Below are 17,768 nucleotides of genomic sequence, written 5' to 3' on the forward strand. Positions count from 1 at the left end.
TCCGGTCTGGCGGCTTCACACCTGGCGCGCTCGGAGGGACTCGAACCCCCAACCTTCTGATCCGTAGTCAGATGCTCTATCCATTGAGCCACGAGCGCTTGGGCAAGATGAAACTATACGCAGATTCGGGCGACGGGGCAAAACGGGACCCGCCGCGCAGCACCAGGCTGGGGGTCGTGTGCCCATGGTGGGCGCGCTGGCTGCTCTCGACAGTGGTTGTATATACCGTGTGACAGAAACCTGGGCCCACCGAGGAGCAAGCGCCTACGCGCCGGAGAACACGCTGCCTGCGTTCGAGGAGGTGGTCCGGCTCGGCCTACCCGGTGTCGAGTTCGACGTCCAGCGAAGCGCCGACGGCGCCATCGTGTGCATCCATGACGAGACGGTCAACCGCACGTCGAACGGCTTCGGGCGCGTGGTCGACCTGCCCCTGGAGGAGCTTCGCCGGTGCGACTTCAGCAATGGCTTTCCGGGGCGCCACGGCGTGAAGATCCCGACGCTCCGTGAGGCGCTGGAGGTCTTCCAGGGCACCAACGTCACTGTCAACATCGAACTCAAGAACGGCATCGAGCTGTACCCGGGGATGGAGGATCAGGTGGTGCGGATCGTCCGTGACGCCGGTCTTCTCGACCAGGTCGTGATCAGTTCCTTGAACCACTACTCGATCGCGAACCTGCGCGGACACCTCGCGGCGTCACAGATGGCGCTGATACTGACTGACGGCATCGTCGACCCGTGGCGCTACGCCTCATGGTTCGGGGCCGGCGCCGTCCACCCGCACCGCCTCGCCCTCCGCATCCCCGACTACGTCTGGTTGGCCCACGAAGCCGGCATCAAGGTCCGCGCCTGGACGATCGACGACGATGCCGAGGCCATCCGCCTTGCCAGCCTCGGCGTCGACGCGATCATCTCGAATCTCCCGGATCGCGTCCGCGACGCGTTGCGCCACCCGGTGTACTGAGGGGCTGGCTGGGTCCTCTCGCTTCGCTTCGAGGCGTTTCGACAGGCTCAACGACCCGGTTCCCTGAGCTTGTCCCTCGGGTCCCTGAGCTTGTCGAAGGGCGCCGAGCGCAGCGAGGTGGCTGGCTAGGCCCTCTCGCTTCGCTTCGAGGGGTTTCGACAGGCCTGTGCTGAGCTTGTCGAAGTGCTCAACGATCCGGGTCCCTGAGCTTGTCTTCTCGGTCCCTGAGCTTGTCGAAGGGCGCCGAGCGCAGCGAGGTGGCTGGCTAGGCCCTCTCACTTCGTTTCGAGGCGTTTCGACAGGCCTGTGCTGAGCTTGTCGAAGTGCTCAACGATCCGGTTCCCTGAGCATGCCTTCCCCGGTTCCCTGAGCTCGTCGAAGGGCGTTGAGGCGGCGCCCCTGCGCCGACGAAACGTGCGACGCCCGAGGCTTGGTGGGCTGTCGATAGGCTCTGGTCCATGAGCAATCCCTTCCGTCCGGAGCTGTGGATGCCCGTCGAGGGCTTCGAGTTCACCGACATCACGTACCACCGCGCCAAGGACGTGCCGGCGGTTCGCATCGCCTTCGACCGGCCCGAGGTGCGCAACGCGTTCCGGCCTCACACCGTCGACGAGCTGTACACGGCGCTGGAGCACGCGCGCACGTCGTCGGACATCGGCTGCGTGCTGCTGACGGGCAACGGGCCGAGTGAGAAGGACGGCGGCTGGGCGTTCTGCTCGGGCGGCGACCAGCGAATCCGCGGCCGCGCCGGCTACCAGTACGCCGAGGGGGAGACGTCCGAGAGCGTCGACGCTGCCAAGCTCGGCCGGCTGCACATCCTCGAGGTGCAGCGGCTGATCCGGTTCATGCCGAAGGTGGTGATCGCCCTGGTCAACGGCTGGGCTGCGGGAGGCGGACACTCGCTGCACGTCGTCTCGGACCTCACGCTTGCGTCCCGCGAGCACGCGAAGTTCAAGCAGACCGACGCCGACGTCGGCTCGTTCGACGCTGGCTACGGGTCGGCATACCTCGCCCGCCAGGTAGGGCAGAAGTTCGCGCGCGAGATCTTCTTCCTCGGCGACGTGCACGACGCCGAGGACGCCCACCGCATGGGCATGGTCAACCGCGTCGTGCCGCACGAGCAGCTCGAGGACATCGGCCTGGAGTGGGCAGCGAAGATCTGCGGCAAGTCCCCGACGGCGCAGCGGATGCTGAAGTACGCGTTCAACGCCATCGACGACGGGCTGGTCGGCCAGCAGATCTTCGCCGGCGAGACCACCCGCCTGGCGTATATGACCGACGAGGCCGTCGAGGGTCGCGACTCGTTCCTGGAGAAGCGGGCCCCCGACTGGTCGAAGTTCCCCTACTACTACTAGAGGCCCTAGTGGGAGCGTGATTCGAGCGGGTTAGTCCGCAGGGAGTCCGCAGAAACGACCGAGGACCGCATCAGATCCGCAGCTGCGGACCGGGTGCGGTCCTCTGCTGTCGGCCACAGATGGGCGTAGGTGTTCAGCGTCGTGGTGGCCGATGCGTGACCGAGAGCGCGCTGCACGGTCACGACGTCGCAGCCGGCCGCGATCAGCCCCGAGGCGTAGAAGTGCCGCATGTCGTGAGGTGTCACGCTGAGCCCTGCGGCCTCCCGGGCGCCGCTGAACAGGTGTGGACCCCAGGCGACGCCGGCGGGCCCTCGCCCGCTGAATCGTCAGCCCGCGAGCGAACCTGTGACCGCACGCTGAGGCCCGACAATCCGACCACCCCGGACCTGCTCGGGATCCTGGAACACCTCTACCGGCCGTGCGTCCATCCGGTTCAGATGGCGTCTGTGAGCTCGTCGGCGCTCCTGGTGCGGTGCCGCTGCCAGGGCGATCAAGCCAACCTTCGGCGTCTGGGCAGGACGCCGCTACGGACCACACATCAACCAGGAGTGAACCCCATGCCCATCAACCACACACGCACATGCCGACAGCACCTTTCCCGGATCGCGGAGAAGGACGGGAAGAACGGAGACCCGCTGCTGCACTGCTCGGACTGCCATCACTACGAAGTGCTCCGCGAAGCCAAGGATCGACCGGCCGTCGACGAGTCCGAGGCGGCCCAACCCCGAACCCTCTACTTCTGCCGTGCGCACTACAACCCCGTGACCTTCCAGGGTCGCGGGTGCCGGGAGTGCGGCGCGGAGAAGTGCAAGAGACAGACCCCCAAACGTCGACCTGACGGCGACGACAACGACTACCGAAGGAGGATCAAGTGACCGACGACCAGGAAGCCAGGGAGAGGGAACCACGTCGTCGTCGGTCAACGCCGAGCCGTCGGGCCTCGTCGACCTGACCCAGGGGGGGGGGAGACCCCTACCCCCTGGTCAGGTCGCCGCTCCGGCATTAGCGCCATTCTCTCTCGTAAGAAACAGGTCACCATGACATCACCCAGGAAACCCTCTACGAAGCCCGCTGCGGGGCGTCTGAGCGTCGCTGCACGCGGCACACGCAAGGAGCTGGAGGCTGCCCGCGAGACCCTGGCGTCCGCTCTGGACGGGGGGGGAGATCCCGCCCTACAAGATCGGGCAGGCGCTCCGCGAGCTGCTCGAGCTGCACGATGAGCTGTCCCGCGCTGATCCGCTCGACGAGATCACCGAGGCGGCCGCGACGACGGACGAGCCTTTCAGCCTTGACGGTATTGCCTGGCCCTGATGGGCACGTGCTGGGCCCGCGCATCGCATAGAAACACGTAAGGTGGAGTCCTTGCGGGTCTGGCGATGGCGCTGCTGTCGTTTAGCGGTGCTGGGCCAAAGCGCGGCCCAGCTGCACGACGAACTCGCGCCGGCGACGAGGTGGTGAACAACAACAGGGGGTATCCTCGACGCGAGGACGGCAGCCAGCCCCCCAGGCCCATAAGCCACGGGCAGGCCCAGCCGTCCTTCTTGTTTGTTTCGACGCACATCGCCGCGCCGCCTTCTACCATCAATGGCATGGATCTTGACCTAGATTGCCCAGAGTGCGGACGCCCGCTCAAAGTGACTCTCGACGACGTGGCCAAAGGCCGCACAAAGAACTGCCCCAGTGGTCACCAGGTCAAGCTTGTCGACAAGTCGGGAGGGGCACGAGATGCCCAACGATCGCTCGACAAGCTTGACGATGCCCTCAAGCGACTGGGACGCTCGCGATAGTCCGCAGAAAGTCCGCCAGAGCACTCAAACAGAACTGATCTGACCAACGGTGCTCACGGCATACGGGCTTGCCAACTCATGGTTCTCGCAGTGCTCAACCCCACCTCAACCCAGGGGCAGGGTTCCCGTACTACTACTGATCTGGCATGTTCTCGAAGATCAGAGGCGGTATTGGTCGCCAGGTGTGGCAGAGAGGTCGCAAGAACAGCGACCCGGCGAGAGGGGCAGCAGTTCGGTTGGCGGTTTTGTCGGTGGTGCCGCCTACGGTCTTGCCTATGAGTAGATGCACGGCGCCGGTCCAGGGCCATCGAACTTCCAGTGGTGCTGCCGCCTGCCCGGTCCACGGTGGCAGGGGGTACGGTTACTATTCGCCGACGCCGTCCTACTACTCCCCGCCGAGTTATTCGGCGCGAAGCGGAGGCGGCGGCACAGGTAGCAGCGGGGGGTCAGGCAGCGGTAGGACTCGGCCGAAGTGGTCGCCGAGCAGTTCGCCCCTCACCTACAGCCCTGAGCAGGTACGGGCGCTGACGCCGTACCGACGCGCGGTGGAGTCGGTGGGCTTGCAGCCTGAACTTCGCGACATCTTCCTGTGCCATGCCTGGGATGACCGGCGAGGTGCCGCGGCAGAGCTGAACGACCTGCTCGAAGCCGCGGGGGTCTCGGTGTGGTTCAGCGAGAAGGACATTCTGCTCGGCCAGCCATTCATGCGCGAGATTGACCGTGGTCTCGCAAAGTCGCGGGTTGGCGTCGTGCTCATCACCCCTGCGCTGTTAGAGCGCGTCAACAACCGAGGGGTCTCGGACAAGGAGCTCTCTGAACTTCTGGCCCGCGACCTACTGATCCCGGTCGTGCATGAGACGACCTACGACGAGGTCCGGCGGATCAGTCCGCTACTCGGCTCGCGGAACGGGTTGGACACATCGGCAGACTCGATGGAGTCCATCGCGACCAAGATCGCTGAGCTGGTGGCTCTGGATGACGAGCTTGAGCGCGTCTGACCGGACGTTTCGCGACCGACCTTCGTCGCAAGAACCGCTGCCGCTGTTCCCCGATGCAGTCGCCCGGGGCTTGTCCTCGGCGCTCGGCCACAGGTGGGCGTAGGTGCTCAGCGTGGTAGTCGCGGAGGGGTGACCCATCGCTCGCTGGACGGTAACGGCGTCGCAGCCGGCTGCGATCGATCAGTCCGCTGGCGAAGTAGTGCCGCAGTTCATGGAGCTTGAAGTCCAAGCCGGCGCCGATGCGGGTGCGGGAAGCCGGCGCGGAGGTTTGCTGAGAGTTGCAGCCCCGGTGTCGATTTTGGTACGTGTTTGGGTAACATCGTTGGTGTGAAGGCAGTAGGTTGATTCCCCATGTACCCGAAGCGTGAAGTCTTCCCCAAATCCCCGCTGGCACTTGTCGCAGCAGAGATCCGGTTCAGCGACGCCCCTCGTCTGCGCCAGTCGGAGACGCTCGACGCCGTCGCAGTCGCTGTGGAGTCCCTTCTGCCTGTCCACGAGCAGGTCCAGGGTGCGGTCAACATCCAGGTGGTCAACGGGCAGCCGCAGGTGCAGGTGGTTACCGGCCGGGTCATGAAGAACGTAGACAGCACGGCGGCCTTGTCGATCTTCCCCGACAGGCTCTCCTTCGAGACTACCGCCTACGCCGAGTACGAGACGTTCAAAGCGAACGTCGTGGCCTGCGCTCAAGCGCTGGTGAGTGCCGGTGTCGCTCCAGCCGTCCAGCGGATTGGTCTGCGGTACTTGGATGAGATCCGCGTGCCTGATGCGAAGGTTGTCGACGCTCGGCTGTGGAGTGATTGGGTCGACCAACGCCTCGTGGACCACTTGCAGTTGGGTCCTGACGGCGCTCCGGTCGCCCGGGCGGACGGCACGATCTCGTACGACCTCGGGCATCACAAGGGTCTCAACTTCAGGTTCGCCGCCCTGCCGGGCGGAGCCGTCGTGGTGACCGGCAACCTCGTACGCCGACCGTTCGTGGAGAACGTGCCGGTCTTCGTCCTAGACTTCGACGGCTATCAAGACTTCTCCGGGCAGAAGGCGATGCTGCTGAGCACTGATGCGGTAGCACTAACTCTTGACGCCGTTCATGGACCTGCCGGCGAGACGTTCCAGAACGCAATCACCGACCAAGCTCGCGAGCTCTTCCGAGGGGAGAAACCATGATGAAGACTGTGGCACGGGCCGTTGGTGTGAGTCGCAGCGAGAACATCAGGGCTTACGAACCGCCGACATCGACGAGCGCGCTCTCGATCAGTGCCGACTGGCTCCGCACTGATATTGACTCACTCCATGACGGGATGCGTGATCTCCACGAGAAGACCCGTTCGCTCGACCTTGACGAGCGCGCTCACCAGAAGGCCACCGCGAGCGATGTGCCAGCACTGCTGGACGAGCTCGCGTTCACACGAGGCATGTCGTGGTCGGACATCGCCGCTGCAGCGCACGTCAGCGTTTCGGCAATCCGGAAGTGGCGCAAGGGGGGAACCGCCACAGCGGACAATCGCGAGCGACTGGCGCGAATCGCATCCTTCCTCGACCTCATGGAGGAGAAGGGCGTGGCCGATCCGGCTCAGTGGATGGAGATGGCTCTGCCGCTCGGGCCGGGCTACTACATTCGCCCGATCGACCTGTTCGTCGCAGGGCACGCTGAGTCACTCATTGAGTGGTTCGAGCAGCGGAGCAGGTTGGAGACCATCCTGGACGCCGTTCTCCCGGGGTGGCGTGATCGCCGAAGCGACGTCGAGGTCTTTGTGGACACGGATGGGCAGAGGTCCCTTCGAATGCGAGCTGAGTGACACCTGCACATGGATTCGATCGAAGCCGACGACCTCTACGAAGAGCGGGGCGCGGTTAGTTTTAGTCGGCCGATCCTCCAGGGCGACATCTTCGAGGGCGTTGTGTTGCCTGGCTTCGGTGACGAGCCGAAGCGAGTTCAGATCGTTACGCACCCATGTTCGATGCGACGAGGACCTGTCAGCAACGAACGTATCCAGGTCGCCCCGGTGGACTCGTACCAGAAGGTCGGCGACTGGAACGGCCACGGCCGAGTCATGCCGTTGCCGGATCTGCTAAGCGACGGAAAGTGGCACGCTACCAAGTTCGTCGACCTGACGGCGGTGGCCGCGCCCGAACTTACGCTGGATCGTCGCATCGCTTCGCTCTCCCACCCTGGGATTCACGTTCTTCAGCAGCGGCTGGTCTGGCACAACACGCGGCTCACACTGGACCTCGCCAAGTTCCGGCAGCAGTCCGCGCCGATCCTCGCCGAGGCCGAGATGCAGGAGCTCTGGATCGACGCAGTCCTTGACGAGGGCGCTCGCACTGCCGACGCCGTTGAGGCGGCTGGCGTCCAGTTCCAGGCGTGGCTCAGTGAGGACGACAACCGCCGCCGTGCAGAACTCGATGCCGAAGCCAACCATGCGAAGCTCCGACGCGAGACGCGAGCAGCAGCTCTCGAACGTCGCGGTTAGGCGGCCTAGTGATGGGCGTTCTGATGTGGCAAAAATGTGGCAGGCCAGCACGTAGCGGCAGATGACGCCCGAGGTGTTTGCGCAGGTCAAGCCAGCAATCCCAACAGCGACCAACACCGACCGGTCACCTCAAACGACCGTGACGGTGTTCCCCTGGTACTACTGAGGCGGGGCCCCAAGGCCAGGGCGCAGCGGAATGTGGTCGCGACCACCAGCAGGTTGAGCACCCTGCCCGGTCGACGTTGCCCCCGGGACCTCTCCCTGCGTCGGACTACTTCCCGGGTATCTCGATGCGGGTGACATCCGTCGCGTTGCCGGCGGAGTCCAGGCCGTAGAGGCAGTACGTCGCGGGCAGGTCGGACGCCTCAAGCGTGAGGGGGACGATGAAGAAGTCCTGGAACGTGGTCGGGTCGTCGCAGTCCACCTCGTCAGGTGCCCCCCACGTGAAGCGGACGGTCTGGATCTCGGGCGGCACCAGGTGCGGCCGGACGATCATCGTGCCACCACCGATGTCCTCCACGTCGGCGGCCGCGGCGAAGATGGGCGGCGTCCGGTCGACGTCGAAGAGGACCGAGGCGGCCCCGGCGTAGTCATTGCCGGAGACCGCGCAGAAGAGGAACCGCCCCTCTGTTTCGGGAAGGTCGACACTGATCTTCGCGCCGACCAGATCCCACTCCCCGGCGGCCTCGGGCAGCTCCTGAGGTTCCGCCGAGGCATAGGTCGTCGCCGAGGTGCAGGCGGAGCCGTCGCCGAGCGGTACGAGGGCTGTGCGGACCGTGCCGGCCGTCCGACCGACCAGGCTGACCTGCGGGGTGGCTCCGGTCGCGTCGGGAACGTCCCCGCCCTGGAACGTGCCGCCTCCGGTCTCGGCCCAGACGCTGGAGTCGGGCAGCGGGCACGCCCCGCCCGTCCGGAACACGCCGGCGTCGTCGAAGCACTTGCCCAGCCCGGCCACGCTCTGGGCGTAGCTGGTCTCCTCGACCATTGACGCGCCGTCAGCGGTCACCTCGCAGGGATGGTTCATCGAGCACGCGCCGCCGTTGGCTGCGGTACCGCCCCAGGTGGTGGTGTTGATCATGGCCACGACCCCGGTCGGGTTGCCGTCGGTATCCACGCTGAGAACGGGCGAGCCGCTGGAGCCCTGGATGATGCCGGGGCAGTCGTTGGACCAGGCGTCGAACCACAGCCAGCGTCCCTCGATCAGGGTGTGCTGCGCGCCGAGGGTGCAGTCACCGCGGCGAAGGACCCACTCCTCCTGGTCGAGGTCCTGGACGGGGACGCCGACGTTGACGACATCCTGCCCCGCGAGCGGCTCAGCGTCCGCGATCTTCACCGGGCGGATGCCGAGGTCCTCCAGCTCGCCGAGGGTGGCGTCGAGCCGGACGATGCCGGTGTCGGTATGCCGCATGGTGGAGTACTCCAGCTTCACGACATCGACGCTGAGCGTGGCGTCCAGGTTTCCCTCGGCGGCAAGGAATTCCGCGGTGCCGAACCAATCGAGCTCGTGGGTGGTGGTCTGCGGGGAGCGGCCGACATCCCCGATGCAGTGACCGTTGGTGAGGACGTAGGCCGGGCCCGCCGTGGCGCCGGTGTCGATCAGGGTGCCCGAACAGTTGGAACCGGCGTTCAGGGAGACCACGCCACTGAAGGCCGCCAGGTCTGCCAGCGGCAGCGGGTCCGCCGGGGTGGCTGCGACCGGGGTGACCGGGGTCGCCGACGGTGCCGGCGTGATGGGTGCTGGGGGTGTGACGCCGGTGCACCCCGCGAGCAGGAGGAGGGCGGCTGCGGCTGCGCTGCCGCACACGGACTTCAAGGCCATGCCTGAGAGTAGTGAGTCCGGGCCACGGGCCGCTACGAATCGCCGAGACCGGCCTCGCGCGGGACGTCGCCGGACAGCCGGACGGCTCGCAGAAGGCTGACCGGTGCTGCCGATCCGGCGTGGCGCCCTGTCGTCCAGGCAGCCGGCGCAGTCATGCGAGACTGGGCTGCGTGACAGCTCCTCATTCCCGCCTGCGGACCAGCTGGGCCACGTTGTGCGGGTGGGTGCTCTGGCTGGCGTTCGTGCTGCTGATGGCCGCGGGCGCCGACCATCCCCTCCCGCCGTCGTTCTGGATCGCGCCCGCCGCGGGCCTGGTCCTGGTCGCGGGCGCGCGGTGGATCCTGCCCGCCAGCCTGGAGCTCTGGGCGACGGGGCGACTCGGGGCGGCACTCGCCACCGCGGCCCTGACGGGCGCCGGCTGTGCCGCGGTCGTGTGGACGGCGTTGGCGGTGGTGGGCGGCAATCTGGCGCTGGCCGGACCCCGGGCGGTCGCGACGGGATACGTCGTGGTGATGGCGGTCGGTGCGCTCGGCTGGCTGGCGATGCTGGCCGTCGCCCGCCTTGTCGAACGGCGATCGGCCCGCTGATGCCCGCCACAGCGTGATCATGCGGACGTGGCACCTTGTCAACGTGGTGTTACAGGTTCCAGACACCCATCCGCACGGACCGTCCTGCCGCTAACGTTGCGGCGCATTCGTATACGCAGTTCGAGGCCAGCATGGCCTCAGAAACGGGGAGACCGATGACCGCCAGCCCGGAGCAGGTTCAGGACATCAACACCGGCCGTGACTTCCCGTTCTACAGCGGCGTCCCGGTCCTGATCAAGGGCGGCGGCTGGCTGATCGTGGCGGCGGCCTGCCTCGTGTCCTTCCTCGTCCTGATCCTGCTGCCCGTCCCCGGCATGGTCGGCATGTGGGTGCGCGCGATCCTGTTCCCGGTGATCCCGCTGGTCGCGTTGGCCTTCGTCGCACCGAAGGGATGGACCGCCATCTTCCGGAGGGTCCGCGTCCGCGACGTCGGCGCGATGTTCCTCTTCGCGATCATCAACATCGCCGTGTCGTTCGCGGTTGCTGCGCCGCTCAAGGACGCGCTGGGTGCGGAGGCCAACCCGGCCGGGGGAATCCTCGCGGGCCTCGACATGCCGGGCCGTGTCTCCTTCTACCTGGCGACCGCGCCGCAGCTGCTCGGTGAGGAGCTCGTCACGATCCTGCCGTTCCTGGCGCTGCTCTACGTCTTCGTCGCGAAGTTCAACTGGCCGCGCTGGGTCGCGGTGCTGGTCTCCTGGCTGGCGACGGCGCTGATCTTCGGGGCCCTGCACCTGCCGACCTACGACTGGAACTTCCTCCAGTGCTTCCTCATCATCGGTTCGGCGCGACTGATCCTCAGTCTCGCCTTCCTGGTCACCAAGAACGTGTGGGTCTCCGCCGGCGCCCACATCATCAATGACTGGGTGCTGTTCACCATCCCGCTTGCGCTGGCCGGCGCCTCCCTCATCTCCTGAGCTATCGTCGCGGTGACCGACGGGTGACTCGAGGAGGCCGACGCGCATGGCCGAAGGGCTCGCACGACTCCCGCGACCTGCCACCGAACGGGGCAGGGACGCGGCGGGGGCCGTCGCGCTCGCCGTCGCGTTGGGCGTCCTTCAGGTCGTCGACGACGGTCCGGCGGGGCTGTTCGGCTGGGAGTACGCGGGGGTCCTGCTGGCGTGCGCGGCCCTCGTCTGGCGGCGCGCGGCGCCCGTGATCACGCTGGTGGTCGCTTTCGTGGCGTGCGTGGCCTCCGCGATCCTGACCGGAGGCATTCCGGGCGCGTTCGTCCCGCTCGCGGTGGCCGTCTACACGGCCGTGAGCCGCACGTCGCCCCTCCCGAAGGCCCTCGCGATCGGTGCGCTCGCCCTGGTGGGTGTGGGCGTGTCCCTCGTGGTGGGGACGGGAAGGTCGGCCTCCGACCCGGAGGTCACGTCGGCGGAGGTGTGGATCGGACTGATCATCGCGGTCGGGGCCGCGATCAGCCTCTACCGCCGGTCGCTGGCGCAGGAACGGGAGCGGGCGCTCGCCGCCGAGGCGACGAAGGACGCGTTGGCGAGCCGGAAGGTCGCGGAGGAGAGGCTGCGGATCGCGCGGGAGCTGCACGACGCCGTCGGCCACCACATCGCGGTGATGAACGTGCAGGCGGGTGTCGCCGAGGCCCTGCTCCAGTCGTCGCCGGACGCCGCGGCCGCCGCGCTCGAGCGCGTCCAGGAGGCCGGCGCCAGGGTGCTGGAGGAGTTGCCGGTGATGCTCCGGGTGCTGCGGACCGACGGCGAGGCCGAGACCAGGCCCAGCGCGGGCCTGGCCGACCTCCCCGAACTCATCGAGCACGCCACCGCCTCCGGGCTCCACGTCGACCTGCGCGAGAGCGGCAGCCATCCGGAGCTGCCGGCCGCGACCTACCTCTCCGCCTACCGGATCGTCCAGGAGGCGCTGACGAATGCCGCCCGCCACGGCGACGGCGCGGCCAGCGTGCGTGTGGACTACAGAGGCCCAAGCCTGATCCTGGAGGTGCGCAACGCCGTCGGTGGCGGCACCTCGTCAGGCTCGGGATTCGGGCTCGTCGGCATGCGGGAACGGGCCCTGGCGGCCGGGGGCGACGTCACCGTCGCGCGGGACGGCGACACCTTCGTCGTACGGGCCGAGCTGCCGACCAGGGGCGCAAGCAACAGACAAGGGGAGGGGCAGCCATGACGGTACGCGTCGTCGTCGTCGACGACCAGGATCTGATCCGCGGGGGATTCGTCGCGATCATCGGCACCGCGGAGGACATGGAGGTCGTCGGTGAGGCCGCGAACGGTCTCGATGCGATCGAGGTCGTCCGCGAGACGGTCCCCGACGTGGTCCTGATGGATATCCGGATGCCCGGCATGGATGGTCTGGAGGCCACCGAGCAGCTGGCGGCCGACCCCGATCTCGGAGGCGTCAGGATCATCGTCCTCACGACCTTCGAGGAGGACGCCTACGTGCTGCGCGCCATCCACGGAGGGGCCAGCGGATTCCTGGGCAAGAGCGTCCGGCCCGCAGCGCTGCTCGACGCGATCCGGACCGTCGCCGCCGGGGAGTCGCTGCTGTCGCCGGGGGCGACGCGAGCGCTCATCGCCCACGTGACCAGCGACATTCCGCAGCCCAGCGCCGTTGGGGAGCGGTTCCGGTACCTGACCGACCGGGAACGCGAGGTCGTGCTGCTGGTCGCACAGGGGCTCAGCAACGAGGAGATCGCACAGAAGCTGTTCGTCACCCCGCTCACTGCGAAGACGCACGTGAACAGGGCCATGACGAAGGTGGGCGCGCGGGACCGCGCCCAGCTCGTCGTCGCGGCGTACCAGTCCGGGCTGGCCGGCGGTTGACAGCGGATCCCTCGTACCGCGGGCGCAGTACGAGGAAGTGTCTGCGTCTGCCAGATGGCGGATCGGGCCGATCTTGAGAGGCTCTTCTCATCACCACATGAGGAGTTGGAAGTGTCCACCGAGACCGTCACCGAAACCGAAACAGCAGCCCCCCGACGCGCCGCGTCCGACCTGCCCTTCTACAACGACCTGCCCACCGCGATCAGTGGGACCAAGTGGCTCGTCATCGTCGCCGCCTGCGCGCTCGCCTATGCGCAGCTCGTCCTGCTGCCCCTTCCCGGAAGCGCCCAGGCCCAGCAGTGGATGCACGCGATCCTGTTCCCGGTCATTCCCCTGGCCGCGCTCGCGTGGGCCGCGCCCCAGGGGTGGACCGCGATCTTCCGCAGGGTGCGGGTGCGCGACATCGGCGCGATGATCGGCTTCGGACTGCTCTGCCTCACTGCCTCGTGCGCGCTGGCGATGCCGCTTGCCAAGGTCATCGGCGCCTCGGCAAACCCGTCGGCCCACATCCTCGCGGAAGCCTCCACCGGGCAGCAGATCTCCTTCTTCCTCGCCACCCTTCCGCAGCTGCTGGGTGAGGAACTGATCACCATTCTGCCCATGCTCGCGCTGATGTCGCTGCTGGTCCGGTGGGGATGGAGCCGCAGGGCTTCGCTGGCCACGGCCTGGATCGGAACCGCCGTGCTCTTCGGGCTCCTGCACCTGCCCACCTACAACTGGAACGTCCTCCAGTGCCTGGCGCTGATCGGGGTCGCGCGGCTGTTCCTGACGCTGGCCTTCGTCGTGACGAGGAACCTGTGGGTCTCGACCGGCGCGCACATCCTCAACGACTGGATCATGTTCTCCGTCCCGATCCTGCTGAGCGCCGCCGCGATCACGCTCTGAGGGGGACGAGGCCGCATCGGCGCTGCGCCGATGGCCGACAAGCTGGCCGATCCGGATCGGCCGTCACGACGCCAGGCCAGTGGCCCTCCGGCCACCGCCTGGTACTCGCGCCCGACTACCGCAGGAACCGCTGGGGGGCGGCTCCTTCGGTAGTCTGGGTGCATCCGCCGACGCCGGTCGGCGCCGTCAGGAGGGGTGGCGATGCAGCTGACCCGTGCGGAGTTCGCATCGCTGATTGAGCAGGCCATGTGTGGGGCCACGGTCGACGACGACCGGCTCACTCCGGAGGAGCAGGCAGCCCTGACGGCGCTGAACGGCGCGCGCCCCAGCAGCCGGCGCGACCTGATCGGCGCCGCCTGGGGTGTGTACGCCCAGCGGGACCCGGACCGGGCCAGGCGACGTGAGCGACGAGCCGCCGCGTCACACCACCACCCCGTCGATCCGGACGAGAACCCGACGACGAAGACGTCGGCGGACTAGCCCCGTCGGCGGCGGATACTGCGGTCGCGGTACGCGCAGGTGTCTGCGCCTGCACGATGGCCGCGCGGGCCTTTCCTGGAACGCTGGAATCATCACCGAGCAAGGAGATGATCGTGACGACCCAGGTCGTGCCGAGCAGACCGGCAGCCCACCGCCCCACCCGCGCCGAAGTGCCCTTTGACGGGCTCGGGCGGGGCGCTATCAGCGGACCCCGCTGGGTCGTGATCCTGGCGGCGTGCGCCGTCGAGTTCGACCAGTTCGCCCTGCTTCCGGCGACCGGCACGGTCGGCCACTGGGCCGGCCTGGCGTTGTTCCCGATCATCCCGCTCGCCGCTCTCATGTGGGCGACCCCGACGGGGTGGACGGCGCTCGTGAGGGGCATCGGTCCGCGCGACCTCGGCGTGCTGCTCGGCGTGGCGCTTGCCTGCCTGGCGACGGTGACGATCGGCTCGCTGGCCTTGTCGGAGGCAGGTCCGCTCGGTCACCTGCCCGGGCCGGTGACGGGCCACGGCCTCTACAGCTTCCTGCTCGAGGGCGTCCCCCACATCCTGGGGGAGGAACTGGTCGCCGTCCTCCCGATGCTCGCCCTGGCCTCCGGCCTGCGTCGCCTCAGCTGGTCTCGCAGCGTTGCGCAGACCGTCGCATCGGTCGTGGTCGCCGGTGTTTTCGTCCTGCTCCACCTCCCGACATCCAACTGGAACGTCGTCGAGTGCGTCGTGCTGGTCGGCGTCATGAGACTCGTGCTCGCCTTCGGGTTCTTCACCACCAGGAGCCTCTGGGTGCCGATCGGGGCGCACCTGCTGAGCGACCTCGCCCTGTTCACCATGCCGCTGCTTGTCAGCGCGGCCTACCTGATCTGAGAGAAGAAGCACATGACTGCACCTGTCCCTGACGCGACCCCCATGCGAGGAACGGACGCGTGGCGCGTGGCGCCGCGACCCTGGATCGGCCTGGTGATCTGGGCCGTCTACATCATCGTCGTCTACTCGCTCGAGGCGTTCTCCGGTGTGCGGTACGACGCGCTGAGCGACTCGGCCGGGAATCTCGTCCGGTTCGGGATCATTCCTCTGGCGGTAGGCTCGGCGCTTCTGATCGCGACGGTGACCGCTCTCGGCTGGTGGCGTCCGGTTCTGGTCGACGACCGGCCGGTGACGCGCAGGTGGTTGTGGGCGTTGCCCGCGCTCATGACCGTGGTCATGATCTCCAACCTGTTCGCGACCCGGTGGGCCGGGATCCAGTTCGACTATCTGGTCCTCGCCCTCGCGCTGGGTGTGTGCGTCGGGTTCGCGGAGGAGGTCCTCGCACGCGGGCTGCTGATCACCGCGCTTCGCGCCCGGCTCGGTGAGCCGTGGGTGTGGTTCATCAGCTCGGCGCTCTTCGGGATCATGCACGCGTTCAACGCGGTGCTCGGATCGCCCCTCGGAACGTCGCTGCTGCAGGCCGCACTCGCCTTCGCGTCCGGCTCCGTCTTCTACCTGCTCCGCCGCCTCACCGGCTGGCTCTGGCCCGCGATCCTGCTCCACGCCATCTGGGACTTCTCGCAGTTCACGTCGGGACTCTCGCCGATCGGCTGACGGCGACCTCGCGCTGATCGCGACGGCGGTGCCGCTAGGCCCACACGGCCAGGGCGAGCAGCGCGACCGACAGCGCCACCTCCAGCAGCCCGATCTGCATCGGTCGCCGGGGCGCACGCGGCATCCACCAGGCCCTGGCCGGCAGCGCGACGGCGAACAGGATCCACGGCCAGCCGAGCCAGCCGACGGCGATGGCCGCAACGATGAGCGCCGCGACGGTGGCGTGGTAGGCCACCGACCGGCGGGCGGACGTCGGGTCGTTGCGCTCCCTGATCAGCGCCTTGACGTGCAGCACGGTACCGACGAAGTACAGCGTCACGATCGCCATGAGGGCCCACTCGGAGGCCGTCGGCTGCGGGGCGCCCGGGACGAGGCGGAGCACGGCCATCAGCCCACACGACGCGAGCACCGTCGTCACACCGGACGCCAGCGAACGCTCGCGCCTCGTCGCGGCCCACCACAGGGCCGGGCCGAGGAGCAGGGCGTAGACGGGCACCCACCACAGCAGGGTCGGGCCCCGGAGGATGAGCGTCGCGACGCCGAGAGCTGCGGCGGCGACCCCGTACGTCGCCAGGGCGGAGTAGTGGCGTCCCCGCCGCTTCGGAGTCGACTTGAGCACCAGCACTGCGGCGCTGAACGCGAAGTACCCGACCAGCCAGGTCAGGCACAGCGTCAGGTCCGCCCAGCCGAGCGGTCGCACGCGCGAGGCGAGTGCCACCCCGACGATCGACGGCACGAGGAGCATCGCCCACGCGCCGTGCTGTCGGGGCACCCAGGAGGAAGATTTCGCCACCCGGCCACGCTAGCCGACGGGGCTCGGCCCGTTTCCCGCGCCCCGGGGCCACCTCGCACTCCCGGAGCGACCGCGCCGTCGGCCGCCCCCGCCGTCGACCTCCGCCGCCGCCCTCTGCGCAGACGCCAACGGTATTTCCCAGGCGCCAACGGTATGCACGGACGCCAACGGTATTCGCGTGTTTTTCGTTGGCGTCTGTGCATTTCGTTGGCGTCCGCGAGGGGGCGCGGGTCATCCTCGTGACTGACCGACGGCTGACCTCCGACGCGCGACGTCGATGCACTCACCGGCGACTAGCGTCGCCCCATGGACACGCTGCAGTGGATGCTCGACTCCGACCCGGCGCTGCGCTGGCAGGTGGAGCGCGATCTGGCCGGAGCCCCGCCCGAGGTGTGGGAAGCGACGCGGGCCAGGATCGCGACGGAGGGGTTCGGCGCGGAACTCCTCTCCCACCAGGGCGACGACGGGCAGTGGGCGGGCGGCGCGTTCTTCCCCGCGGAGTTCGACCAGAACGCCGACGGCCAGCCGTGGACCGCGACGACCCCGACGCTCACGATGCTGCGGGAGTTCGGCCTCGACGCGGCCGTCCTTGCCGGCACCGCGGAGAAGCTGCGCGCCAACTCGAGGTGGGAGTACGACGATCTGCCCTACTGGGACGGCGAGGTCGACGTCTGCATCAACGGGTCGACGCTGGCCAACGGCGCCTGGCTGGGCACGGACGTCGCGATGCTCCGGCAGTGGTTCCTCGACCACCAGCTCGACGACGGCGGCTGGAACTGTGAGTGGGTCGAGGGCTCGACGCGCTCGTCGTTCCACTCGACCCTCAACGCCCTCAAGGGGATGCTCGCCTACGAGCAGTACGAGGGCCCGGATCCGGAGCTCGCGGCGTCACGTCGACGCGGCGAGGAGTACCTGCTGAAGCGACGGCTGCTCTTCCGGCTCTCCGACGGCGAACTCGTCGGGCCGTGGGTGGACAAGTTCGCCTGGCCCTTCCGCTGGTTCTACAGCGCGCTCAACGCCCTGGACTACTTCCGGGAATCGGCGCTCTATGCCGGGACCGGTCCAGACCCGCGACTCACGCAGGCCATCGACGTCGTGCTGGGCGACCGCGCCGACGACGGCACCTGGGTCCAGGGTCGCCGCCATCCGGGCGAGGTGTGGATCGAGGTCGACGTCGACGCCGGCGAGCCGTCGAAGTGGCTCACGTTCTACGCCACCCGGGTGCTGAACTGGTGGGCCGAGGCCGGCCGCCAGCCCTGACCCGTC

19 protein-coding genes and 1 tRNA gene are annotated in these 17,768 nt (G+C 68.0%); 16 read left to right on the forward strand and 4 right to left on the reverse strand.

Annotated features, from left to right (window positions below; translation table 11 throughout):
* Window positions 1-22: 22 nt before the first annotated feature.
* Window positions 23-98: transfer RNA gene (locus KDB89_RS01370), tRNA-Arg, on the reverse strand.
* A gap of 131 nt (window positions 99-229) precedes the next feature.
* Between KDB89_RS01370 and KDB89_RS01375 the strand changes: the two genes are divergently transcribed.
* Both KDB89_RS01375 and KDB89_RS01380 read left to right on the forward strand, forming a co-directional pair.
* A complete protein-coding gene (locus tag KDB89_RS01375) occupies window positions 230-961 on the forward strand; it encodes a glycerophosphodiester phosphodiesterase (protein ID WP_219082806.1) in 732 nt (243 codons plus the stop codon).
* Window positions 962-1,419: 458 nt separating this feature from the next.
* Window positions 1,420-2,316 (forward strand): 1,4-dihydroxy-2-naphthoyl-CoA synthase, encoded by an 897-nt coding sequence (locus tag KDB89_RS01380; RefSeq protein WP_219082808.1) that lies wholly within the window; start codon window positions 1,420-1,422, stop codon window positions 2,314-2,316.
* A 5-nt stretch (window positions 2,317-2,321) separates the two neighbouring features.
* Here KDB89_RS01380 and KDB89_RS01385 read toward each other — a convergent pair whose 3' ends face one another.
* Complete coding sequence (locus tag KDB89_RS01385) at window positions 2,322-2,597, reverse strand: tyrosine-type recombinase/integrase (RefSeq protein ID WP_255556371.1); 276 nt, start codon at window positions 2,595-2,597, stop codon at window positions 2,322-2,324.
* A gap of 276 nt (window positions 2,598-2,873) precedes the next feature.
* Here KDB89_RS01385 and KDB89_RS01390 point away from each other — a divergent pair, with 276 nt between their 5' ends.
* From KDB89_RS01390 to KDB89_RS01410, 5 genes are all read left to right on the forward strand, one after another.
* Window positions 2,874-3,191 carry a hypothetical protein gene (locus tag KDB89_RS01390; protein WP_219082810.1) on the forward strand — a complete coding sequence of 106 codons (318 nt, stop codon included), beginning with the start codon at window positions 2,874-2,876 and terminating at the stop codon, window positions 3,189-3,191.
* Between the two features lie 1,457 nt (window positions 3,192-4,648).
* On the forward strand, window positions 4,649-5,101 hold the full coding sequence (locus KDB89_RS14550; RefSeq protein ID WP_255556094.1) for a toll/interleukin-1 receptor domain-containing protein: 453 nt from the start codon (window positions 4,649-4,651) through the stop codon (window positions 5,099-5,101).
* A 351-nt stretch (window positions 5,102-5,452) separates the two neighbouring features.
* On the forward strand, window positions 5,453-6,265 hold the full coding sequence (locus KDB89_RS01400) for a TIGR04255 family protein (protein ID WP_219082812.1): 813 nt from the start codon (window positions 5,453-5,455) through the stop codon (window positions 6,263-6,265).
* Entirely contained in the window at window positions 6,262-6,897 is a 636-nt protein-coding gene (locus KDB89_RS01405) for a hypothetical protein (protein WP_219082814.1), read from the forward strand. Before KDB89_RS01400 ends, KDB89_RS01405 begins: the two co-directional genes overlap by 4 nt.
* 9 nt (window positions 6,898-6,906) lie before the next feature.
* Window positions 6,907-7,572: a hypothetical protein gene (locus KDB89_RS01410; protein WP_219082816.1), complete on the forward strand. Its 666-nt coding sequence runs from the start codon at window positions 6,907-6,909 to the stop codon at window positions 7,570-7,572.
* 271 nt (window positions 7,573-7,843) lie between these two features.
* Here the strand turns inward: KDB89_RS01410 and KDB89_RS01415 are convergent, their stop codons facing one another.
* Window positions 7,844-9,391, reverse strand: a complete 1,548-nt coding sequence (locus KDB89_RS01415; RefSeq protein ID WP_219082818.1) for a trypsin-like serine peptidase — start codon at window positions 9,389-9,391, stop codon at window positions 7,844-7,846.
* Window positions 9,392-9,561: 170 nt separating this feature from the next.
* Between KDB89_RS01415 and KDB89_RS01420 the strand changes: the two genes are divergently transcribed.
* The 8 genes from KDB89_RS01420 to KDB89_RS01455 all read left to right on the forward strand — a co-directional run bounded on the left by KDB89_RS01420 (window position 9,562) and on the right by KDB89_RS01455 (window position 15,709).
* Window positions 9,562-9,978 (forward strand): hypothetical protein, encoded by a 417-nt coding sequence (locus KDB89_RS01420; protein ID WP_219082820.1) that lies wholly within the window; start codon window positions 9,562-9,564, stop codon window positions 9,976-9,978.
* Window positions 9,979-10,133: 155 nt separating this feature from the next.
* Window positions 10,134-10,892, forward strand: coding sequence for a CPBP family intramembrane glutamic endopeptidase (locus tag KDB89_RS01425; RefSeq protein WP_219082821.1), 759 nt, complete (start codon window positions 10,134-10,136; stop codon window positions 10,890-10,892).
* A 46-nt stretch (window positions 10,893-10,938) separates the two neighbouring features.
* On the forward strand, window positions 10,939-12,114 hold the full coding sequence (locus KDB89_RS01430) for a sensor histidine kinase (RefSeq protein ID WP_219082823.1): 1,176 nt from the start codon (window positions 10,939-10,941) through the stop codon (window positions 12,112-12,114).
* A complete protein-coding gene (locus KDB89_RS01435) occupies window positions 12,111-12,770 on the forward strand; it encodes a response regulator (RefSeq protein WP_219082825.1) in 660 nt (219 codons plus the stop codon). The genes KDB89_RS01430 and KDB89_RS01435 overlap by 4 nt, the downstream gene beginning before the upstream one ends.
* A gap of 111 nt (window positions 12,771-12,881) precedes the next feature.
* Window positions 12,882-13,655: a CPBP family intramembrane glutamic endopeptidase gene (locus KDB89_RS01440; protein WP_219082827.1), complete on the forward strand. Its 774-nt coding sequence runs from the start codon at window positions 12,882-12,884 to the stop codon at window positions 13,653-13,655.
* 201 nt (window positions 13,656-13,856) lie between these two features.
* Window positions 13,857-14,135, forward strand: a complete 279-nt coding sequence (locus tag KDB89_RS01445; RefSeq protein WP_219082829.1) for a hypothetical protein — start codon at window positions 13,857-13,859, stop codon at window positions 14,133-14,135.
* A 113-nt stretch (window positions 14,136-14,248) separates the two neighbouring features.
* Entirely contained in the window at window positions 14,249-14,995 is a 747-nt protein-coding gene (locus KDB89_RS01450) for a CPBP family glutamic-type intramembrane protease (RefSeq protein WP_219082831.1), read from the forward strand.
* Between the two features lie 12 nt (window positions 14,996-15,007).
* Window positions 15,008-15,709: a CPBP family intramembrane glutamic endopeptidase gene (locus KDB89_RS01455; RefSeq protein ID WP_219082833.1), complete on the forward strand. Its 702-nt coding sequence runs from the start codon at window positions 15,008-15,010 to the stop codon at window positions 15,707-15,709.
* A 34-nt stretch (window positions 15,710-15,743) separates the two neighbouring features.
* Here the strand turns inward: KDB89_RS01455 and KDB89_RS01460 are convergent, their stop codons facing one another.
* Window positions 15,744-16,502, reverse strand: a complete 759-nt coding sequence (locus tag KDB89_RS01460) for a YwiC-like family protein (protein WP_219082835.1) — start codon at window positions 16,500-16,502, stop codon at window positions 15,744-15,746.
* 306 nt (window positions 16,503-16,808) lie between these two features.
* On the opposite strand from KDB89_RS01460, the gene KDB89_RS01465 reads away from it, so the two are divergent.
* Window positions 16,809-17,762: a squalene cyclase gene (locus tag KDB89_RS01465; RefSeq protein ID WP_219082837.1), complete on the forward strand. Its 954-nt coding sequence runs from the start codon at window positions 16,809-16,811 to the stop codon at window positions 17,760-17,762.
* The last annotated feature ends 6 nt before the right edge of the window (window positions 17,763-17,768 follow it).

The sequence above is a fragment of the Tessaracoccus palaemonis genome (genome assembly GCF_019316905.1).
GTDB lineage: Bacteria > Actinomycetota > Actinomycetes > Propionibacteriales > Propionibacteriaceae > Arachnia > Arachnia palaemonis.